The organism is Blautia sp. 1001283B150304_161114_C9 (assembly GCF_015668165.1).
Classification (GTDB): Bacteria; Bacillota; Clostridia; order Lachnospirales; family Lachnospiraceae; genus Blautia_A; species Blautia_A wexlerae.
This window is the reverse complement of the sequence record NZ_JADPGO010000025.1, coordinates 24,827-42,954: the sequence shown is the minus strand read 5'-3', so window position 1 is coordinate 42,954 and position 18,128 is coordinate 24,827. Positions and strand designations below refer to the sequence as shown.

At 41.2% G+C, this 18,128-nt stretch carries 15 protein-coding genes; 2 read left to right on the top strand and 13 right to left on the bottom strand.

The features are described from left to right. From I4V44_RS12750 to I4V44_RS12710, 9 genes are all read right to left on the bottom strand, one after another. On the bottom strand, nucleotides 1-975 hold the full coding sequence (locus I4V44_RS12750; RefSeq protein ID WP_022380682.1) for a 4Fe-4S dicluster domain-containing protein: 975 nt from the start codon (nucleotides 973-975) through the stop codon (nucleotides 1-3). Further along, the gene (locus I4V44_RS12745) at nucleotides 963-1,406 is read right to left on the bottom strand and encodes a hydrogenase iron-sulfur subunit (RefSeq protein ID WP_008703025.1); all 444 of its coding nucleotides are present in this window, start codon (nucleotides 1,404-1,406) and stop codon (nucleotides 963-965) included. Before I4V44_RS12745 ends, I4V44_RS12750 begins: the two co-directional genes overlap by 13 nt. Beyond that, on the bottom strand, nucleotides 1,397-3,385 hold the full coding sequence (locus I4V44_RS12740) for a CoB--CoM heterodisulfide reductase iron-sulfur subunit A family protein (protein WP_196002813.1): 1,989 nt from the start codon (nucleotides 3,383-3,385) through the stop codon (nucleotides 1,397-1,399). Before I4V44_RS12740 ends, I4V44_RS12745 begins: the two co-directional genes overlap by 10 nt. A gap of 6 nt (nucleotides 3,386-3,391) precedes the next feature. Next, nucleotides 3,392-3,781 carry a 4Fe-4S dicluster domain-containing protein gene (locus I4V44_RS12735; RefSeq protein WP_008703021.1) on the bottom strand — a complete coding sequence of 130 codons (390 nt, stop codon included), beginning with the start codon at nucleotides 3,779-3,781 and terminating at the stop codon, nucleotides 3,392-3,394. Then, nucleotides 3,778-4,572, bottom strand: coding sequence for a CoB--CoM heterodisulfide reductase iron-sulfur subunit B family protein (locus I4V44_RS12730; protein WP_118521581.1), 795 nt, complete (start codon nucleotides 4,570-4,572; stop codon nucleotides 3,778-3,780). The genes I4V44_RS12735 and I4V44_RS12730 overlap by 4 nt, the downstream gene beginning before the upstream one ends. Before the next feature lie 596 nt (nucleotides 4,573-5,168). Continuing rightward, nucleotides 5,169-6,119, bottom strand: a complete 951-nt coding sequence (locus I4V44_RS12725; RefSeq protein ID WP_008703016.1) for an L-lactate dehydrogenase — start codon at nucleotides 6,117-6,119, stop codon at nucleotides 5,169-5,171. 264 nt (nucleotides 6,120-6,383) lie between these two features. Next, a complete protein-coding gene (locus I4V44_RS12720; RefSeq protein ID WP_196002812.1) occupies nucleotides 6,384-7,715 on the bottom strand; it encodes a threonine/serine ThrE exporter family protein in 1,332 nt (443 codons plus the stop codon). Between the two features lie 68 nt (nucleotides 7,716-7,783). After that, on the bottom strand, nucleotides 7,784-8,584 hold the full coding sequence (locus tag I4V44_RS12715; protein WP_008703013.1) for a DUF4866 domain-containing protein: 801 nt from the start codon (nucleotides 8,582-8,584) through the stop codon (nucleotides 7,784-7,786). Between the two features lie 206 nt (nucleotides 8,585-8,790). Then, nucleotides 8,791-10,386: an AAA family ATPase gene (locus I4V44_RS12710; RefSeq protein WP_118587713.1), complete on the bottom strand. Its 1,596-nt coding sequence runs from the start codon at nucleotides 10,384-10,386 to the stop codon at nucleotides 8,791-8,793. An 833-nt stretch (nucleotides 10,387-11,219) separates the two neighbouring features. Here I4V44_RS12710 and I4V44_RS12705 point away from each other — a divergent pair. Next, a complete protein-coding gene (locus I4V44_RS12705; RefSeq protein WP_118587697.1) occupies nucleotides 11,220-11,693 on the top strand; it encodes a collagen-like protein in 474 nt (157 codons plus the stop codon). An 81-nt stretch (nucleotides 11,694-11,774) separates the two neighbouring features. Further along, entirely contained in the window at nucleotides 11,775-12,830 is a 1,056-nt protein-coding gene (locus I4V44_RS12700) for a tetratricopeptide repeat-containing glycosyltransferase (RefSeq protein WP_243280277.1), read from the top strand. A 74-nt stretch (nucleotides 12,831-12,904) separates the two neighbouring features. Here I4V44_RS12700 and glmS read toward each other — a convergent pair whose 3' ends face one another. The 4 genes from glmS to I4V44_RS12680 form a co-directional block, all read right to left on the bottom strand. Continuing rightward, nucleotides 12,905-14,746 (bottom strand): glutamine--fructose-6-phosphate transaminase (isomerizing), encoded by a 1,842-nt coding sequence (glmS, locus tag I4V44_RS12695; RefSeq protein WP_196002810.1) that lies wholly within the window; start codon nucleotides 14,744-14,746, stop codon nucleotides 12,905-12,907. Nucleotides 14,747-15,009: 263 nt separating this feature from the next. Then, nucleotides 15,010-16,632 (bottom strand): hypothetical protein, encoded by a 1,623-nt coding sequence (locus I4V44_RS12690; protein ID WP_196002809.1) that lies wholly within the window; start codon nucleotides 16,630-16,632, stop codon nucleotides 15,010-15,012. Nucleotides 16,633-16,711: 79 nt separating this feature from the next. Then, entirely contained in the window at nucleotides 16,712-16,975 is a 264-nt protein-coding gene (locus I4V44_RS12685) for a hypothetical protein (RefSeq protein ID WP_008703001.1), read from the bottom strand. Between the two features lie 362 nt (nucleotides 16,976-17,337). Beyond that, nucleotides 17,338-18,057, bottom strand: coding sequence for a glycosyltransferase family 2 protein (locus tag I4V44_RS12680; RefSeq protein WP_008703000.1), 720 nt, complete (start codon nucleotides 18,055-18,057; stop codon nucleotides 17,338-17,340). Nucleotides 18,058-18,128: the final 71 nt, after the last annotated feature.

The window sequence follows — 18,128 nt, the reverse complement described above, 5'->3', positions numbered from 1 at the left end:
TTATCCCCTTTCTGCCACGATACTCGGCTCAACATCTTCAAATGTAAAGTTTGTAAGAGGTCCCTTGGATGTTGAATCCTCTCCTGCCTGATATTCACCATAGAATGTATCAATATCTTTGATAAATTTACGATTGAACAGGTGAAGCGGAATTCCCTGAGGACATACTCTGCTGCATTCGCCGCAGTCTGTACATCTTCCTGCCACATGGAATGCACGGATGATATGGAACATCTTCTCTTCGAAAGAGTCCACGTTTGCTTTCTGCGCACTGTCAAACTTATTGCTGTCGAATACACATTTACGGCAGCTACATGCAGGACAGACATTACGGCAGGCATTGCAGCGGATACATTTGCTTAACTGGCTCTGGAAGAATGCAAATTTTTCTTCCGGGCTCATTGCTTCGATCTTCTCTACTTCTGCAAAACGATCTGCATCTTTTGTGTCTTTGGACTCACCGATAAGTTCATCATAAATCTTATGTTCTTTTCCTTTACATACGTGACATCTTTCAAGCATTGCATCTTTGTATGCACAGGTCTTCTCACCATAGATTGTCTGAATAGTCAGTGTTTCTGCCTCATCTGTGATCTCTGCACCGGAAATGCTTTCGATACCTTTGATTCCCTGTTTGCGGATTCTCTCGATATCCAGTTTTCCTTTACATCCAACACCAATGATATAAGCTTTCTCACGGTCTACACGATGCTCTTTGATCAGCTGATTAAAGCTGTATGTATCACATGGTTTTAAACAAACCAGTGTCTTGCCTTCCAGTTTGGAAGCTTCGATCATATATTTGCTTAAGTTTGCACCGCAGAATCCGTTATATACAAAATCTTTCAGAGATTCTTCTGTTTCAAAGTAAGCCGGTTCCGGATTGTAAGGCAGATCTCCGGCTTTCCATCCCAGAACTCTTGCAACTGTACCGTCAGCAAGCAGTTCTTTTGCACGATTTATCAGCTCCTGCATCTTAAATCCTCCAATCTTACGTTCTTACCAAGTGAATGGATCTTCTCTACAAACTCATTCATAGTCTGGGAGAATTTCACACCTTCAGCAGCGGAAACCCATTCTACTCTTGTTCTTCCGTTTTCCACACCGATATAGTCCAGCATGGAGAAAAGAAGTGTCATACGTCTTCTTGCATAGTAGTTACCTGTACTGTAGTGACAGTCTCCAGGATGACAGCCACACATGATCACACCGTCAGCACCTTTCTCAAAAGCGCGGAGGATGAACATTGGATTGACACGGCAGGAACATGGAACACGAATGATCTTTACATCAGCCGGATAAGAAAGACGGCTGCTTCCTGCAAGGTCTGCACCTGCGTAACTACACCAGTTACAACAGAATGCCACAATCTTAGGTCTGAATTCTTCGTTTGTTTCTATCGACATATTGCATCTACCTCCGCGATAATCTGTCTGTTGGAAAAGCCCTGCAGATCCATAGCACCGGACGGGCAGGCTACTGTACATGCACCACAGCCCTGGCAAAGTGCTGTATTTACAACGGCTACTCTTCTTGTTTCACGGATACCGTGGTCATTTACTTCTTTATCCTCATAGGAAATTGCTCCATATGGGCAGACATTTGCACATGTAGAACATCCGTTACATAACAGTTCATCGGATTTTGCTGTACATGGGTTGGTTGTCAGTTTATCTTTTGCAAGAAGGCCGATTGCCTTAACTGCTGCAGCACCGGCCTGTGCAACTGTCTCCGGAATATCTTTCGGTCCCTGGCATACACCGGAAAGGAAGATACCTGCTGTAGGAGATTCTACAGGACGGAGTTTTGCATGGGCTTCTGTGAGGAAGTTGTTTGTATCAATACTTGCTGTAAGCATAGTAGCGATCTTACGAACATCCGGGTTCGGTTCAATGGCTGTTGCAAGAACGACCATATCTGCTTTCTTAAGGATTTGTTTGTTGTCGATCAGGTCAGATCCCTGTACAAGAAGGCTTCCGTCCGGCTGCGGAATAACTTTTCCTACCTGGCCTTTGATGTAGTTTACGCCGTACTGTTCTACGGCTCTTCTGTAGAACTCATCGAAGTTCTTACCAGGTGTACGCACATCAATATAGAATACGGTTACATTTGTATCCGGATATTTATCACGAATCAGCATTGCATGTTTTGCTGTGTACATACAGCAGATCTTGGAACAGTATGGCTTTCCTCTGTCATCAGAACATCTGCTTCCCACACACTGGATAAATACCAGCTCTTTCGGAGCCTTTCCGTCGGAAAGACGCTCTAAGTGTCCTTTTGTAGGACCTGCTGCGTTCATGATACGTTCCAGTTCCAGGGATGTGATAACATCTTTACTCTGGCTGTACGCATATTCATCATATTTGTCAAGTTTGATGGTATCAAAACCTGTGGCAACTACGATTGCACCGTATTTCTGTGTTACGATCTCATCCTGCTGATCGTAATCAATGGCTCCTGCCTGACATACTTTGGAGCAGACACCACATTTTCCTGTTTTAAATTTCAGACAGTTCTCACGGTCGATAACCGGAACATTCGGGATTGCCTGTGCAAATGGAGTGTAAATAGCAGTTCTGTTATTTAATCCTCTGTTAAATTCGTTCGGAATCTTCTTGGACGGACATTTTTCCTGGCAGACACCGCAGCCTGTACATTTGTCCATATTTACACTTCTTGCTTTCTTTCTGATATCAACGGTGAAATCACCTACGAAACCGCTGACATGTTCTACTTCACTGTATGTATAGATATTGATCTTCTCATGTGCTGCTGCCTCTACCATCTTAGGTGTGAGGATACATGCAGAACAGTCAAGTGTCGGGAATGTTTTATCAAGCTGTGACATTCTTCCACCGATACTTGGAGTCTTCTCTACGATATCTACTTCATATCCTGCATCTGCGATATCCAGGGCTGTCTGGATTCCGGCAATACCGCCGCCGATGATCAGGGCTCTCTTTGTAACACGGCTCTCTCCTGGCTGAAGAGGTGTGTTTAAGTTTACTTTTGCGATTGCTGCTCTGGCAAGGATCACAGCTTTCTTTGTAGCCTCTTCCATATCCTTGTGGATCCAGGAGCAGTGCTCACGGATATTTGCAATCTCCACCATGTATGGATTCAGGCCAGCTCTTTCAGCTGCTTTTCTGAATGTTGCCTCATGCATACGTGGAGAGCATGAACAGACAACAACGCCTGTCAGGTTTTTCTCTTTAATGGCTTCCTGAATTTTAGCCTGGCCTGCTTCTGAGCACATGTACTGGTAGTCTTCTGCATGAACGACACCCGGCTCTTTGGCAGCTAATTCAACAACTTTTTTTACATCTACCGTAGCGGCGATATTACTTCCGCAATGACAGACAAATACACCAATTCTCTGCACGCTGGCTTACCTCCTGTATCTTCTGAATGCACTTACCAGAAGCTGCTGTGGCAGTTCCGGATCAAGAAGCTGTGGTATCTCATCTGCTTTCAGATAATCGCCGCCTTTTTCACGAACAACTAACTGTCTTGCTGCATCGATGATCTTTCCCGGTTTTACATCTCTTGGACAACGCTCTACACAGGCGAAGCAGGAAAGGCATTTCCAGAGAGACTTTGAATTGACAAGTGCTTCGATATCTTCATTTACAACATAGGATACAAACTGATGTGGCTTGATATCCATTTCATTGAAAGATGGGCAGGTAGCAGAACATTTTCCACATTTCATACATTTCAGCGGATTGGTTCCGGAGATCTCTTTGATCTTTTCTGCTGCTGAATGCTGGTTTCTCATTTTGCCACCTCCTCTTTTACTCCGAGGGCTTCTGCAAGGAGCTCTGTGAAATAATATACAGGCAGTTCGCTGGAAGCGTTTTTATTTAAATTATATTTACACAATGGACAGGCTGTGATCAGCATATCTGCGCCAAAGCCTTTCGCACTATCTTCGATTTTCTGACACATGTTCTGAGACATATCTTTTTCTTTCAGAGAAATGTAACCGCCGCAGCATTCATTTCTGTATGGATAGATTACCGGTTCTGCCCCAAGTGCACGGATGAAATCTTCCATGATTGTCGGATTCTCCGGATCATCAAAAGCCATGATCTTGCCCGGACGTAATAAGAGACATCCGTAATAGGCTCCGATTTTCTTTCCTGTAAGCGGGTTTACTACCTTCTCTTTCAGCTTGTCGAAACCGACTTTGTCGCGAAGTACTTCCAGATAATGGAGCACTGTTGTCTCGCCTTCATAAGGCTCATCAAGCTGCATGTAATTATTTGCTCTGGTGCGGATATCCTCCACATTTTTCATATCATCATTGACACGTTTGATCACGTGATGACAGGCAGAGCAGATTGTTACCAGATCCTGGCCCTTTTCTTTGGCCTGATTAAGAGCACGTACAGAAGAAAGCTTCGTAGCAATTTCGTCAGTTCCCAGAGGATAAACACCTCCGCAGCACTGCCAGTCTTCGATCTCTTCCAGTTCAAACCCAAGTGCTCTGGCGCTGGCTCTGGCATATTCGTCCAGATCTTTCGCCTTGTTTCTCAGGGTACAACCCGGATAATAACTGTACTTCATACTTAACATTATCCTTTCTTAGTTGTTCAGATAAATTCATGTTGCTCAAATAATGATATCAGGGTCCAAAAGCAATTTGCCCCGATATATAGCGCCCGTAAATAACAGTCGCTAGTCTTTGTCTTTTTTTTAACAATATATGGACAAAAATATAAATCAAGTCTAATACAATTACTTTTTATATCTTTGTTGAGACATAGAAAATAAAAGAGTTCGCACACCCTTCCTCCGCAATTAAAGGAGTGTATCAGCTCGATTTCCGAAAAATATTATATCATATTGACAACATTTTAACAAGAGGTTTTTGATAATTTTTTTATCACGCATCATTGCTCAATTCTTCTGATCTAAATTAATCTTTTTCAGGCAGATAAAATCTTCCGCTTTTCTATTTACTCACAATCATAGTATCTTTCAAAAAATTAATAAAAATATTATTTATATATTTTTTTGCTTTTGATATATGTAAGCCAAAATTCGTCTGTTTCCGCTTACAGTACAGAATTTTGGCTAATAATTAAAAAGGAGTAAACAGTAATATGGATTCAGAAGAACAGGCTGTACCTGTACTTCTGAATGTTTTGTCTGATATATTATTAATTAAGGTCAATCTGAGCAATAATTTCTTTCAGTGCATCTGCACTCTTCTTAAGCTGTTCGATCTCAGCTTTTGTCATTCTCATTGGAACTTTGCCCTGTACACCATTTGGTCCTACCAGAGTTAATGTACTCAGGCATACATCATCGATTCCGTACTCTCCATGCATCATAGTAGATACTGTAGAGATAGACTCTGAAGAAGATACAAGAAGGCTGCAAAGTTTGCATACAGAAGAGGATACTGCATAGAAAGTTGCACCTTTCTTGGAAATGATCTCACCGCCAGATTTCTGTACATACTGAAGCATTGCTTCTTTATCAATCGGTTCAATATCCTTACCGAGTTTCTTCTCAAGGTCGTAATATTCATCCACACTTACACCTGAAATATAGGCACCAGACCACGGAATAAAGGATGTATCTCCATGCTCACCGAATACATAGGCATGGATATTACTCTGTGCAATCTGGAAATGTTCGGATAATCCGCAGCGCAGACGTGCAGAGTCAAGAATTGTACCGGAACCAAGGATCTGGTTTTCTGGAAGTCCGGAAATCTTTGTAAATACATAAGTCATGATATCAACCGGATTGCTTACGATCAGATAAAGGGCATTTGGAGCTGCCTTTACGATCTCCGGTGTGATAGATTTGAGGATATTTACATTTGTCTGTGTAAGTTCAAGTCTTGTCTGCCCTGGTTTACGGGCAATACCGGATGTGATGATAACGATGTCAGAATCCCTAGCATCTTCGTAGTCTCCGGCAATGATAGAGATAGGATCTCTGAAGCAGGTTCCCTGGATGATATCCAGAACTTCACCTTCTGCTTTCTTTTTGTTGATATCGATCAGAACAATTTCAGATGCGATATCCTGGCTTGATAAAGTGTACGCGATGGTAGATCCGACGCTGCCGGCTCCAATGATAGTAATTTTACTGCTCATAATCTTAATACTCCTTTTCTCCTAACAAAATTGACGTCTTAATGATAACACATTGTCAAAAAATTGACAAGAGCTTTTGTACAGAAATCTGAACAATTTTTTCGTTTAAATATTTGTTTGGAAGCATAAAATTGTTTGTTAGTTTGATATAATTTTCACATTTTCCTATTGGAGTAGATACTTGCACGAACAAATCCCCAACCACTGCTTATTGCTTTTTGCAATTTAAGCAGTGGTTGGGGATTTCCCTGATTTTTGATTCGGTTAAGTACAGTATCTGAAAGCTTTATCTGTCAGAATACGTGCAAAGATTAGCCCTAATGGCAACGCTGCAATGATAAGGATCGCAGACGCAAACCAGGATGCAGCTACTGATAATGACATAATACCAAGATTATAAAATCCTCTGTATAAATATAATCCCGGAACCATGATAACGATTGAGGGAACTGTTACAGATATCCTTGGATATCCGACTTTATTCTTCAACAGGGACGCCAGAAGTCCCGCAGTAAGTGCACCAATAAATGCGGCTGCAGCAGGAGGAATATTTGCAAGGTCTACCAGTTCCAGTCTCAGAGTATTGGCAACTGCTCCTATCCCGGCTGCTGCGACTGACAGACGAACCGGGCTGTTAAACATGATAGAGAATCCAAACACTCCGCAGAAACTTGCAAGAAGCCTGAATAAGATCCACTGCTCTGTTGACAGTGAAAGTTTTATAAAATCTACAGGTTTCAAATGCAGGATCAGTGCCATGATCCATGCTGACATAGTAGCTACCAGAATAACGATCAAAGCATAAGTCAGACGTTCTATTCCTGAACGCATATCCAGTTTTGCAAGGTCAATACCACTGGTAATAAACGGAAATCCCGGTATGATAAAGAGCATTGCACAGATATATCCCGCTTCGTGCTGAACAGAAATACCAAATAATATTTCTCCAAGTTTGAGCAGACCTGCATATGCAAAACATGCCAGAGATACAGAAGACACAATACATAAGAACAATGTAAAATGGTGTTTGGTCAGTTTGCAACGGAGATAATTTCCAATTCCTGCCCCGACAAATGCACAGAACATCTCGATCGGACCGCCCCCAAGAAGAAATGTAAATCCGCAGCATGCGATCGCTGCAGCAAGTCCCAGTGCAGGCGGGGAATATAAACCATGTGTTTTTTCAATATTGTCAAGAAATGTATGCAGCTGTTCTCCTGACATATGTTTTCCTTCTTTTTCAAAGTTTCGGATAAAGTGTTCCAGACGATTTAACTTCAAAGTATTTACGCCTGTATTAGTCAGGCACAACGACTGGGTAAAACCATTTTCTCCGTCATAACATGTATATTCAATGGACATCAGACCAATATCCGCCGTACACGTAATGCCAAGTGCTTCTGCCAGTGTATTCATGGAACTTCTCACTCTCCATGCTCCGGTACCGCATGAGAGAAACATAATCCCCACACGTCCGATAACAGATGCTTTCTCTGCGATGCTGGAATCTACAACTGGTACATTTTCCCCATTTTCATCTGTATACTCATGCCAGGCAACATCCATATGGTTCTTTTTAATCACTTCCTGCGGCATTTTTCTCACTTCCTCATTCTATATTGTCAATCGGATAAAATCATCCGCTTTGCTACTTGCTTGATTTGTTAAAGCTGCAGACTGTCATTTCCTGCTTTCTCCATCATTTTCTCTCTGCATGCCAGTACGATTCCGTCAATCTCGTCTAAATGCTGCAGCATTTTTTTCTCAAATTCATGGATAGGAAGAAGAATTCCAATTTCATCATAGGGTTTATCCGGATTCTCTTTCTTCAGACCTGTTTCCTGTCCGTAGTATACCATGGCTCTTGGGGCTTCTTCCTGAATCTTCTGGAAAGCATCCCATACAACGGCATATGCCTGTGCTTCTGTCAGACCCAGTTTACAGGTGTCGGGAAGTGCATAAAGAGCCAGGACACCACGTTTACGGTTATCTTTTTCTTCTGTAATGTTCAGACCTTCTGTATAGGTACGGACAAGATCATAACCATCTGCAAGATACAGCGCAGATCTGGGGGCACATTCATGATGTTCATATGTTTCCTTGAATTTTGCATATTCTCTGGCTGAAACCTTTTCCCCGGGAAGAAGTTCTCCGGCTGCATCTGTAAGGAGCACCGGGTTCTCTCCTGCTTTTCCGTGGAATTTCTTCGGGATCAGATAAGCCTCCCTTAACAGGTCAAACATACTTCTGCCGCATAATTCCAACAGCAGTGCACTGATATCACCGTTCTGGTACGCATGAAACAATACCTGCAGGAAATGATCTCTGTCATTATCTGTCAGACGATGGTCGTCATCTATATGGTCATAAAAAACTCCGCTTAATCGTCCGGATGCTTCCGGCGAAGCCAAAATTTTAGAAAAAATTGTTTCTACTGCTTCTTCTCTTGGCAAAACTGTACTCATAATTAACTTCCCCTTTCCAATCGTGTCAGATTCTTTTTTCGGTTTTCATTATAGTCTTGCTTTTAGTAATGTCAACATAAAAAGAGGGAATTTTCTGATATCAATTTTACATAGATGCAAGCTAAAAATTATATAAAAAAGACATTCCATCCACTGAGGTAGAATGTCTTTTCTCATAACTTATATGATTCTTTTGAAGTTACGTTCTATATACACAGTGGAAACCATTTTTCGATTACACACTGATGTACTTTTTCTTTTTTATCGTAGTTGATCCCCACCAGCAAAATATCTCCTGTATACTGCTGTAATGACTCTGGATATTTTCGTTCTTTTATCTGATTCAGAGCAGTTTCTGCGTCTTTGTTCCATTTCAGTTCGACGAGTAATGCAGGATAATAGTCTCTGTACAGTGGTTTGGGGATGAAGACGAAATCTGCGAAGCCTCTTCCTGTCGGGAGTTCCCGGATTGGCTTAAAATAGTATTTTATTGCACTTAAGTAGGCAATGCTGAGTACACTGCTCAGGGAATTCTCGTTATTGTACTGAATCACTGATGTGTATTCTGCATGGATTTTCTCTATCTGTTCAGCAACTGTTTCTGCATCCATTTCCCAGGTGGCTTCCAGCAGTTTTTCAGATTCCTGCTGGAATTCAATCAGTTCATTCCATTTATTTCGTTTGGTTGCGGCACGAAATTCCTGACGGATTTCTTCATTGGGAATGTAAGCTCTCTGGGTTCTCTGGTCGTAGGCAAGGTAACCCAGGTGAATCAGCAGAGTCAATACATCATCTTTGTCTGCGAAGCTGACCATATCATTCTGAAATTCATTCACATTTACTTCTACAGAGGAACCGGACAGCATCTCTATAATGGATGTCCGCAGACCATCAAAATCCATGTTGATCAGTGGCAGGATTGACAGATAGGTTCCTGTCTGTGACCAGTAGCTCTGGAATGTCCGCATAATTGTCAGATTTACTAACGCATTGGGATTATATACATGGTAATCTCCAAGACGGTAACCATCGTACCACCGCCTCACTTCTGCAAAATCTATCTCATATTTTTCACACAAATCGATTACTTCATCTTCATTAAAGCCGATATATGGTGTCAATGGGCCGGCATTAAGCATTGTAAACTGGGTGAAATTATTTAAGGCAGACTGGGTTTTTAATTTCTTTATCGGTAAAATTCCGGTCAGATATGCAAGTGCGATATATTTTGATGCCTCAATTCCTTTAAACATGTTTCTGAGAAAGTCAATATACATTTCCTGCGCTGCCTGATTATGGGCTTCATCACGGATCAGAACATCCCATTCATCAATGATTACAATAAACTGTTTTCCTAATACAGTATTAATTCGTGCCATTGCTCCATATATAGTGCTGTTTTCCACCAGATTGACTTCAGGATAAGTCTCTCTTAATTCGGAAACAACGATATTCGTGATATATGAAATTAAATTCTCACTGGAACCTGCTGATATACAGCACCATTGTACATCAAAATGAATGACATCATATTTATTTAAATGTTCGTAAAAATCCAGACATTTGCTGATTTCCAGTCCTGAAAACATTTTTTCAGTGTCGCATCCTTTACTGTAATATGCAGTCAGCATATCTACAGTAACAGATTTCCCGAATCTGCGCGGACGACTGTTACATATAAACCTGGCATTTGTGCCCAATACTTTATTTGTATATTCCAATAATCCCGTTTTGTCTATATATACTTCTGAATTGACTGCACACTGAAATGCTGCAGCATTCGGATTTACAAACATACCCATTATCTCACCCTCCCTCTTTATTATTGATAGCTTTTCTGTCTTCTTATACAGCATCTTATAACCTCCTTAATAAATATGTTCAGGAGTTCCTGTCTTTTAGAAAACTCCTGCTAGAAATAAATAGTGAAAATTAAAGCATGACTTTTCTGAAAGAACAGATTCATGATCTGTATATGAATTGAGATTTGGCTGTAACTGTTGAAAATACCGGACAGTTACATAGATTTAGATAATTAGAAAATATGCTTTTGTTTATCATAGCATACCGGAACTTATTGGGCAAGAGACAAAAAAGAATCCAACGCATAAACCTATATGTTTTATGCATCAGACTCTTTTCATTTTTGATAATTATCCTGTCAGGAAAATAAACTTATCTTCCACAGCAGTTTTTATATTTCTTTCCTATAAAGTAAAAAACTCGCGTATTGCGTAAAATCTTACCCGTAAAAGAATGTTTGCTGTATAGCATGGGAAGTTTAGTACCTGATACAGTTACAGATGAGTATATCTTGTCTGTAAAGGATGCTGTCAACCACCCTATGATGTAACGCCACTTTAGGTAGCAATACCTATTGGGGATAAAAGGTCGAAGGCGTAAACCGTTACTACGACTGGGCAGTTACAAGCCCATTGCCTTTAGGTAATGGGTAGTTGACAGTTATACAATAGTAAGTCACAAACTCACATATGAAACATATACTAATATCGAGAACTGCAATCTATTATTGTCAGATTCCACGACAACTGCCGGAATGTCCTGTAAAATTACAGTCTGCCGGGCAGACTGTCTAGTCTGACGATATAGGATTTTCCAGAGGTGATACTTTTCTATGCTGTTTAGTCGTCATACCTCAGATGATCCGGAATTATCCGGTACATCCTGTTGTAACAATAACAATCGCTGCAGCTGTGACTGTCAGGGACCTCAGGGGCCGCGCGGTTGTCCTGGTCCTACCGGACCCAGAGGCTGTCCCGGTCCCGTTGGTCCAATGGGACCTCAGGGCCCCCAGGGTGAACCCGGACTTCAAGGCTACCCAGGTCCTGTCGGACCTGTTGGAGCCACTGGCGCTACCGGACCTGTCGGAGCTACCGGAGCCACTGGCCCTGCCGGACCTGCCGGAGCTATCGGACCTACTGGTGCTGCCGGACCTGCCGGACCTACTGGTGCCACTGGTGCTACCGGACCTGCCGGTACTGTAGCTCCGGCAGCGGCCGTAGCAGATGCCACAGGTCAGACAGATATTGTAACCCAGTTTAATCAGCTTCTCGCAAATCTCCGCGCAGCCGGACTTCTTGCAACTTAAACCTCAGGAGGGGCAAATGCTCCTCCTGATTTTCTCAAAAGGTGCTTTAAATTATCTTCCATGATTTCTCTCAGCCTTTGTATGATTGTAAAAAATGAAGAAAAAGTATTGCCGCGTATCCTGAAACCCATGAAAGAAATTGTAGACAAAATTCTTATCTGTGATACCGGTTCTACAGACAGGACCAAAGAAATTATCAGAGAATTTACAGCAGAAGTTTATGATTTTCCATGGAAAAATGATTTTTCTGCTGCCCGGAATTTTATTTCGGAAAAAGTCAGTACTGATTACTGGATGTGGCTGGATGCAGACGACATGATCACTCAGGAAAATCTGTACAGACTAAAACAATTAAAAGAAACACTGAGTCCGAACACAGATATGGTTATGATGGATTATGTCACAGATTTCGATGAATGGAATCATGCTGCATTCTCCTGTTACAGAGAACGCATCTTAAAAACTTCCCGAAATTTCAGATGGCGGGGAAGAGTTCATGAATCCATCATTCCCACCGGGAACATCCTTTATTCTCCCATACAGATTGAACATCGCAAAATAAAACCCTGCTCTTCCTTTCGAAATCTGCACATCTATCAACAGATGATTGAAGAAGGAGAGCCTCTGGAATCCAGAGACTTATTTTATTATGGCCGGGAACTTTTTTATCATAAGCAATACGAGTATGCCATCTGTGTTCTGAAAAAATTTCTGAAAGAGCCGGACGGCTGGATTGAAAACAGACTGGACAGTTGTCTGGTTCTCTCCTATTGTTATCAGGCATCAGGCAATGACCAGTATGCTCTTGAGATACTGTTTCACAGTTTCATGTCAGATATTCCAAGAGCCGAAATATGCTGTGAGATTGGGAAAATATTTTTTATGAAACAGAACTTTTCCATGGCAGCTCACTGGTATCATCAGGCACTTCTTGCACCGGACAACAGCCAAAACGGAGGATTCTATATTCCGGACTGCCATAATTTCATACCATTTCTGCAATTATGTGTATGTCTGGACAAATCCGGAATGCACAAAGAAGCTTTTGAATTTCACCGGAAAGCCAGAACACTGAAACCTGAACATCCTTCTGTTATTCAAAATCAGATCTATTTTCATGAGATTCTGGGATTTTGAAAAAAATGCCACAGACCGTATTAATCCTTTACAGTCTGTGGCATTACGCTACATATTATATTGTTTTCCCGGCACTATTCTACAGTTACACTCTTAGCCAGATTTCTCGGCTTATCTACATCCAGGCCTTTGGCTACGCTGACATAGTAGCCAAGCAGCTGCAAAGGAATAATTGCCAGTGAAGTTGCAAAGTGTGGATCTGTTTTCGGAATATAAACTGTGAAATCTGCAGTATCTTCTATATTATAATGTCCATATGTGGTGAGTCCCATCAGGTATGCACCGCGGCTCTTACATTCTACCATATTGGAGACTGTTTTCTCATAGAGATGATTCTGCGTGAGAATACCGATCACAAGAGTTCCGTCCTCAATCAGAGAGATTGTGCCATGTTTCAGTTCTCCGGCCGCATAAGCTTCTGTGTGTACATAACTGACTTCTTTCATCTTCAGGCTGCCTTCCATACTGATGGCATAGTCAATACCACGCCCGATAAAGAAAGCATCCCTGGCATTTGCCTGCTTAGCCGCAAACCACTGGATACGCTCTTTGTCATCTTCAATAATCTTGGCAATCTTATCCGGAAGTGTTTTCAGCTCTGCGATCAGCTCCTGATATTTTTCTTCTGTAATCTGTTCTCTGACTTTTCCAAACTGCACTGCCAATGCATAGGAGGCAATCAGCTGAGTACTGTATGCCTTGGTAGTTGCTACAGAAATTTCCGGTCCCGCCAGAGTGTAAAAAACATTATCCGCTTCTCTGGCAATGGAAGAACCTACCACATTGACAATTCCCAGTGTACGGATACCTCTCTGTTTCGCCTCACGAAGTGCCGCAAGGCTGTCTGCTGTTTCCCCTGACTGGCTGACAATGACCACAAGACCTTCCGGATCTAAAATCGGATTTCTGTATCGGAATTCCGATGCCAGTTCCACACGTACCGGAATCCTTGTCAGATCTTCAATCACATACTGGGCTGCCATTCCCACATGGTAAGCAGAGCCACAGGCTACAATATAGATCTGGCTGATCTTTTTGATTTCCTCATCTGTAAGACCTACTTCTGAGAAATCAATACGATCATCTTTGAGTACAGAATTCAAAGTATCCCGAACTGCTTTCGGCTGTTCATGAATTTCTTTTATCATGAAATGTTCAAATCCCGCTTTCTCCGCCGCTTCTGCATCCCATTCAATTGTTTTCGGCTCTTTCTGGATCTCATCACCATCCAGATTGTAGAACGTGATCTCCCCTTTTCTGATACGAGCCATCTCCAGATTTCCAATATAATATACATTTCTGGTGTATTTTAAAATTGCAGGAACATCGGATGCAATGTAAGATTCACCGTTCTCCACCCCAAGGATCATCGGGCTGTCTTTTCTTGCCACATAAATCTCTCCCGGGTAGTCTTTAAACATGATCGCAAGAGCATAGGAACCGCGGATACGGACCATTGCATGGTTAATGGCATCTACCGGTGTTCCGAGATATTTCTTATAATAATAATCTACAAGTTTAACTGCTACTTCAGTGTCTGTAGATGAATAAAACTCATAGCCATTGCGGATCAGTTTGTCTTTCAGTTCCTGATAATTCTCAATGATTCCATTATGAACTGCTACTACGTTACCGTCATCACTCATATGGGGATGCGCATTTGTCTCAGATGGTTCTCCATGTGTCGCCCAACGGGTATGTCCGATACCACATGTTCCAGGTACAGATTCTCCATTATTAGTTTTATCTGCAAGAACTTTCAGTCTGCCTTTCGCTTTAATAACCTCTGTATCACCTTCGCCGTCGCGAACTGCAAGTCCCGCTGAATCATAACCTCTATATTCAAGTCTGGACAGACCATATAATAATATAGGTGCTGCCTGATGATTACCTGTAAATCCAACAATTCCACACATTTATATTTATTCCTCCCATATTTTCCAGATATTTACAGTATTATAAAAATACTGCTTTATTATATTATAAGAGCATTATGGAGTAATTTCTTATAATATAATAAAATTTCAGGGGTTCTCTCTGTCATATCGTGTCTCATTGTATCATGATGTTCCACATATGGCAAGAAAATCCCCTGAAACTGTGTACTCTGTTTTTACGAAAGTACTTTCATCATTGTTTTATTCACGTTATCCTTTGTGTCTTTTTCTGATTACCGATTTCATTTTACCTTCTGCTTCTTTACTGTTGACCAGCCGCTGTATATCTTTCTTCCATTCTCATCATATCTGTATGAACGGATTCTGTAATAATATGTATGTCCTTTTTTCAGTTTTGCATTTGTGTATTTTGTAGTTGAACCGGATTTAATTACCGCTGCTCTTACGTATGGATTAGTGGTTCCTGCCCGGCGATAGATCTCATATCCGTCTGCACTCTTTGCCTTTTTCCATGTAATCACAAGTTTTCCGGCAGTCCTGTTTGATATACCTGTAATTGAAGTTTTTGCCGGTTTTGCAGTCAAATCATCAGCAGAATACGTTTCCTTCGTCATATAAAGAATGGAATTTTTTCCGGTTCCATATAAGCTCTTTGCTTCTTTGTCATATGCAAAATATATATTCGCACTGTCTGTCGCATATGTATAGCCCCGGGAAATACTTCCTGAAATCGGAGTATCCAGAAACAGACCTCCGTCTTCTCCAACTGTTCCTTCATCGCTGTTTGTGATATCTGCCATATAATATTTACCGTTATTTGCCACAATATTCCACATATGAGGACCTTCACCTGTACCGCCATTCATCATACCGGTCACTGTATAGCAGGTAATGTCACTGAGATCGCACAGATACTGAAATGCCTTGGAATAACCTTCACAGACCACATTAGTACTGTCATCTCCGTCAAAAACATAGATTAACTGCCATGGATCTCCGTATTCATCATCCTCCGTCACATCATCATTGTAGGAAGTCAGGTAGCAGATCATTTCTTTATATCCGTACAGCTTTTCTGTCTCTGTATAACCCTGAAATTCTTTTACGATCATTCTGGCATTTTCTGCTGCACTTTTTGCAAGCTGTACAATCCCTGCATTTACTTTATATTTACCGGAAGCATAACTGCTGATCACCGGCATAGATATGGAAAGATTTTCAATTTTTACAGTTGTTTTGTTTCCTGTTGCCTTTGTGCTGTAACCATACTGCCAGGTAGTAGCTGCAGTCTTTTCGTACCAGTACAATTCATATGGACAATCTACAGCCAGGCAATCGATAATCTTTGAAATATCCAGTTCATTAAGGTGTGCGGCTACTTCTCTTTTGAGCGCATTACCGCTTGCTGTTGTCTGCCAGGTCAGTCCCAGATCTGAACTGACTTTAAACCTGGTAGAACCACCTTTCGATGCCACTGCGCTGATTTTACTCTTAAGTTCCTCATATAAGGTCTGCTGCTGTCCATTCAGTACATCCTCACCCAGAGAAGCTGCTGGCTGTGTGTCCGGATCCTGTCCGTACAGAATGTCATTCAGATATTTCTCCAGAAGCTGTCTGTTATCCACAGCACCGTTTTCGTCCGGAATTACAGCCTCTGCAAAGACTTCTTCGTCTGAATCTGCTTCATTTGAACCTGCTTTGTCCGAAATGCTATCCTCTGTATCTGATGCAAACTCCGCATTATCCGCAGTTTCCTGTTGTACATCAAATTCTGTTGCATCATCTGAATTAAATTCAGAAACTGTACCATCTGTGAAATCTGCTGCTGTTACAGGTGTTACCGTAATTCCTGCTGCCAGAACCAGGCTCATTCCCAGACTTATAAAATTTTTCTTTCTGTACATAACGCATTTTCTCCTTATCTGTCGTAAATATAGTATATTACTACAATACTTTATTTCGACAGATAAAACAAGATTTTTTTTATAATCCTTGTTCTCCTGCCAGATAGCACAGGTCTGCAAGACGTTCATATTTTGTCTGCATACACGCAATATAGTCATCCAGAAATCTTTTTACACGATACGGGATATCTAAGCGCTCATATCGGTTCTCAAATTCCGTCAGGTCACTGTTATCCTGCCTGATATACTCATCTGCTGCACTGATTTCCGCTTTCAGAGCAGAAAGTTTCTCCTCGTAACGACCTGTTAATTCCATTTCGCACAATTCATTCATTTTGTTCATCTTATTCTTTTCTCCCTATTATTATTTTTACATTTGTGGTAACCTTGTTACCTGTGTGTGTTGTTTTGTTATATGTTGATTTGTTGTGTTATGTGTGTTATGTACCCGATGTGTGCAGATCGGTACATACCGTTTTCTGTCTTATTACAACTATAATTGTAATTTTGTTTAAAGAAAATGTCAATTTATTTCGTCCGACATCTTATGATATGATTCGACATTTATCTGAAAATACAAGAAAGAATCCCGCCCGGAGGGCTTTTTTATGTTATAGGAACATTACGGAGTAATTTCCTATAACATAAAAAAACTGCTGTTCCTCACGATCACTGTAGAAACAACAGTTTTTTTTCATCATTTTTTTATGTTCGGCGGATAATCCTGTTCAATTTCACAAAATCTATTACCGCCTGTTTTCCGATCTTACAGATTTTCTTCATGTTAATGGAATTCACCCCGCCCTGACGAGGTCTGAATGTGACAGGAAGAAATTTGATGCTGCATCCCTTCTTCTTATAAATAACAGCCAGAAGTACATTGGAAAGATTAAAATCCTTCGGGATCAGATGTATGTACCTGGCCATCGTCTCTGCTTTCATCAAACGGTACGGAGTGTTGGCATCTGTCAGATTTACCCCAAAACAGATACGGATAACCAGTTTCAGAGTTTTTGTTACAAAAACACGTGATATTCCATCCTGTCTGTCTTTTCTCCAGCCGATGACCATATCATATTTCTGTCTTCGTTTCCAGAACGGTTCAAACTCTTCCGGCAGTGTCTGGCCGTCTGAATCTGTCTGGAAAATGTAATCTGCACCATTTTTGAGTGCATACTTATAGCCATAAAGCACAGTTGCACCATGACCGCCGTTTGGTTTTGTTATCGGAATCAGCAGAGGGCGTGTCTTTGTACACTGTTTCAGTTTTTCATATGTAGAATCTTTGCTCCCGTCATCAATGACAATCAGACGTGACTGACCGTTTCCGTTATGCTTCTCTATAACAGGATACCAGTCATTAATGACCTGTTCAATGTTATCCTGCTCATTGTATGCCGGGATAACAATGTATAACTTATCCATATTTCTCTCCTTTGGATGATTGATGGTATCCATTATAGCATACATATACATGAAATAATAATATTATTTCG

Coding starts and splice junctions, on each gene's coding strand:
- I4V44_RS12750 (WP_022380682.1), bottom strand. CDS start 975: ATGCAGGAGCTGATAAATCGTGCAAAAGAACTGCTTGCTGACGGTACA.
- I4V44_RS12745 (WP_008703025.1), bottom strand. CDS start 1,406: ATGTCGATAGAAACAAACGAAGAATTCAGACCTAAGATTGTGGCATTC.
- I4V44_RS12735 (WP_008703021.1), bottom strand. CDS start 3,781: ATGAGAAACCAGCATTCAGCAGCAGAAAAGATCAAAGAGATCTCCGGA.
- I4V44_RS12730 (WP_118521581.1), bottom strand. CDS start 4,572: ATGAAGTACAGTTATTATCCGGGTTGTACCCTGAGAAACAAGGCGAAA.
- I4V44_RS12725 (WP_008703016.1), bottom strand. CDS start 6,119: ATGAGCAGTAAAATTACTATCATTGGAGCCGGCAGCGTCGGATCTACC.
- I4V44_RS12720 (WP_196002812.1), bottom strand. CDS start 7,715: ATGCCGCAGGAAGTGATTAAAAAGAACCATATGGATGTTGCCTGGCAT.
- I4V44_RS12715 (WP_008703013.1), bottom strand. CDS start 8,584: ATGAGTACAGTTTTGCCAAGAGAAGAAGCAGTAGAAACAATTTTTTCT.
- I4V44_RS12710 (WP_118587713.1), bottom strand. CDS start 10,386: ATGGGTATGTTTGTAAATCCGAATGCTGCAGCATTTCAGTGTGCAGTC.
- I4V44_RS12705 (WP_118587697.1), top strand. CDS start 11,220: ATGCTGTTTAGTCGTCATACCTCAGATGATCCGGAATTATCCGGTACA.
- I4V44_RS12700 (WP_243280277.1), top strand. CDS start 11,775: ATGATTGTAAAAAATGAAGAAAAAGTATTGCCGCGTATCCTGAAACCC.
- glmS (WP_196002810.1), bottom strand. CDS start 14,746: ATGTGTGGAATTGTTGGATTTACAGGTAATCATCAGGCAGCACCTATA.
- I4V44_RS12690 (WP_196002809.1), bottom strand. CDS start 16,632: ATGTACAGAAAGAAAAATTTTATAAGTCTGGGAATGAGCCTGGTTCTG.
- I4V44_RS12685 (WP_008703001.1), bottom strand. CDS start 16,975: ATGAACAAAATGAATGAATTGTGCGAAATGGAATTAACAGGTCGTTAC.
- I4V44_RS12680 (WP_008703000.1), bottom strand. CDS start 18,057: ATGGATAAGTTATACATTGTTATCCCGGCATACAATGAGCAGGATAAC.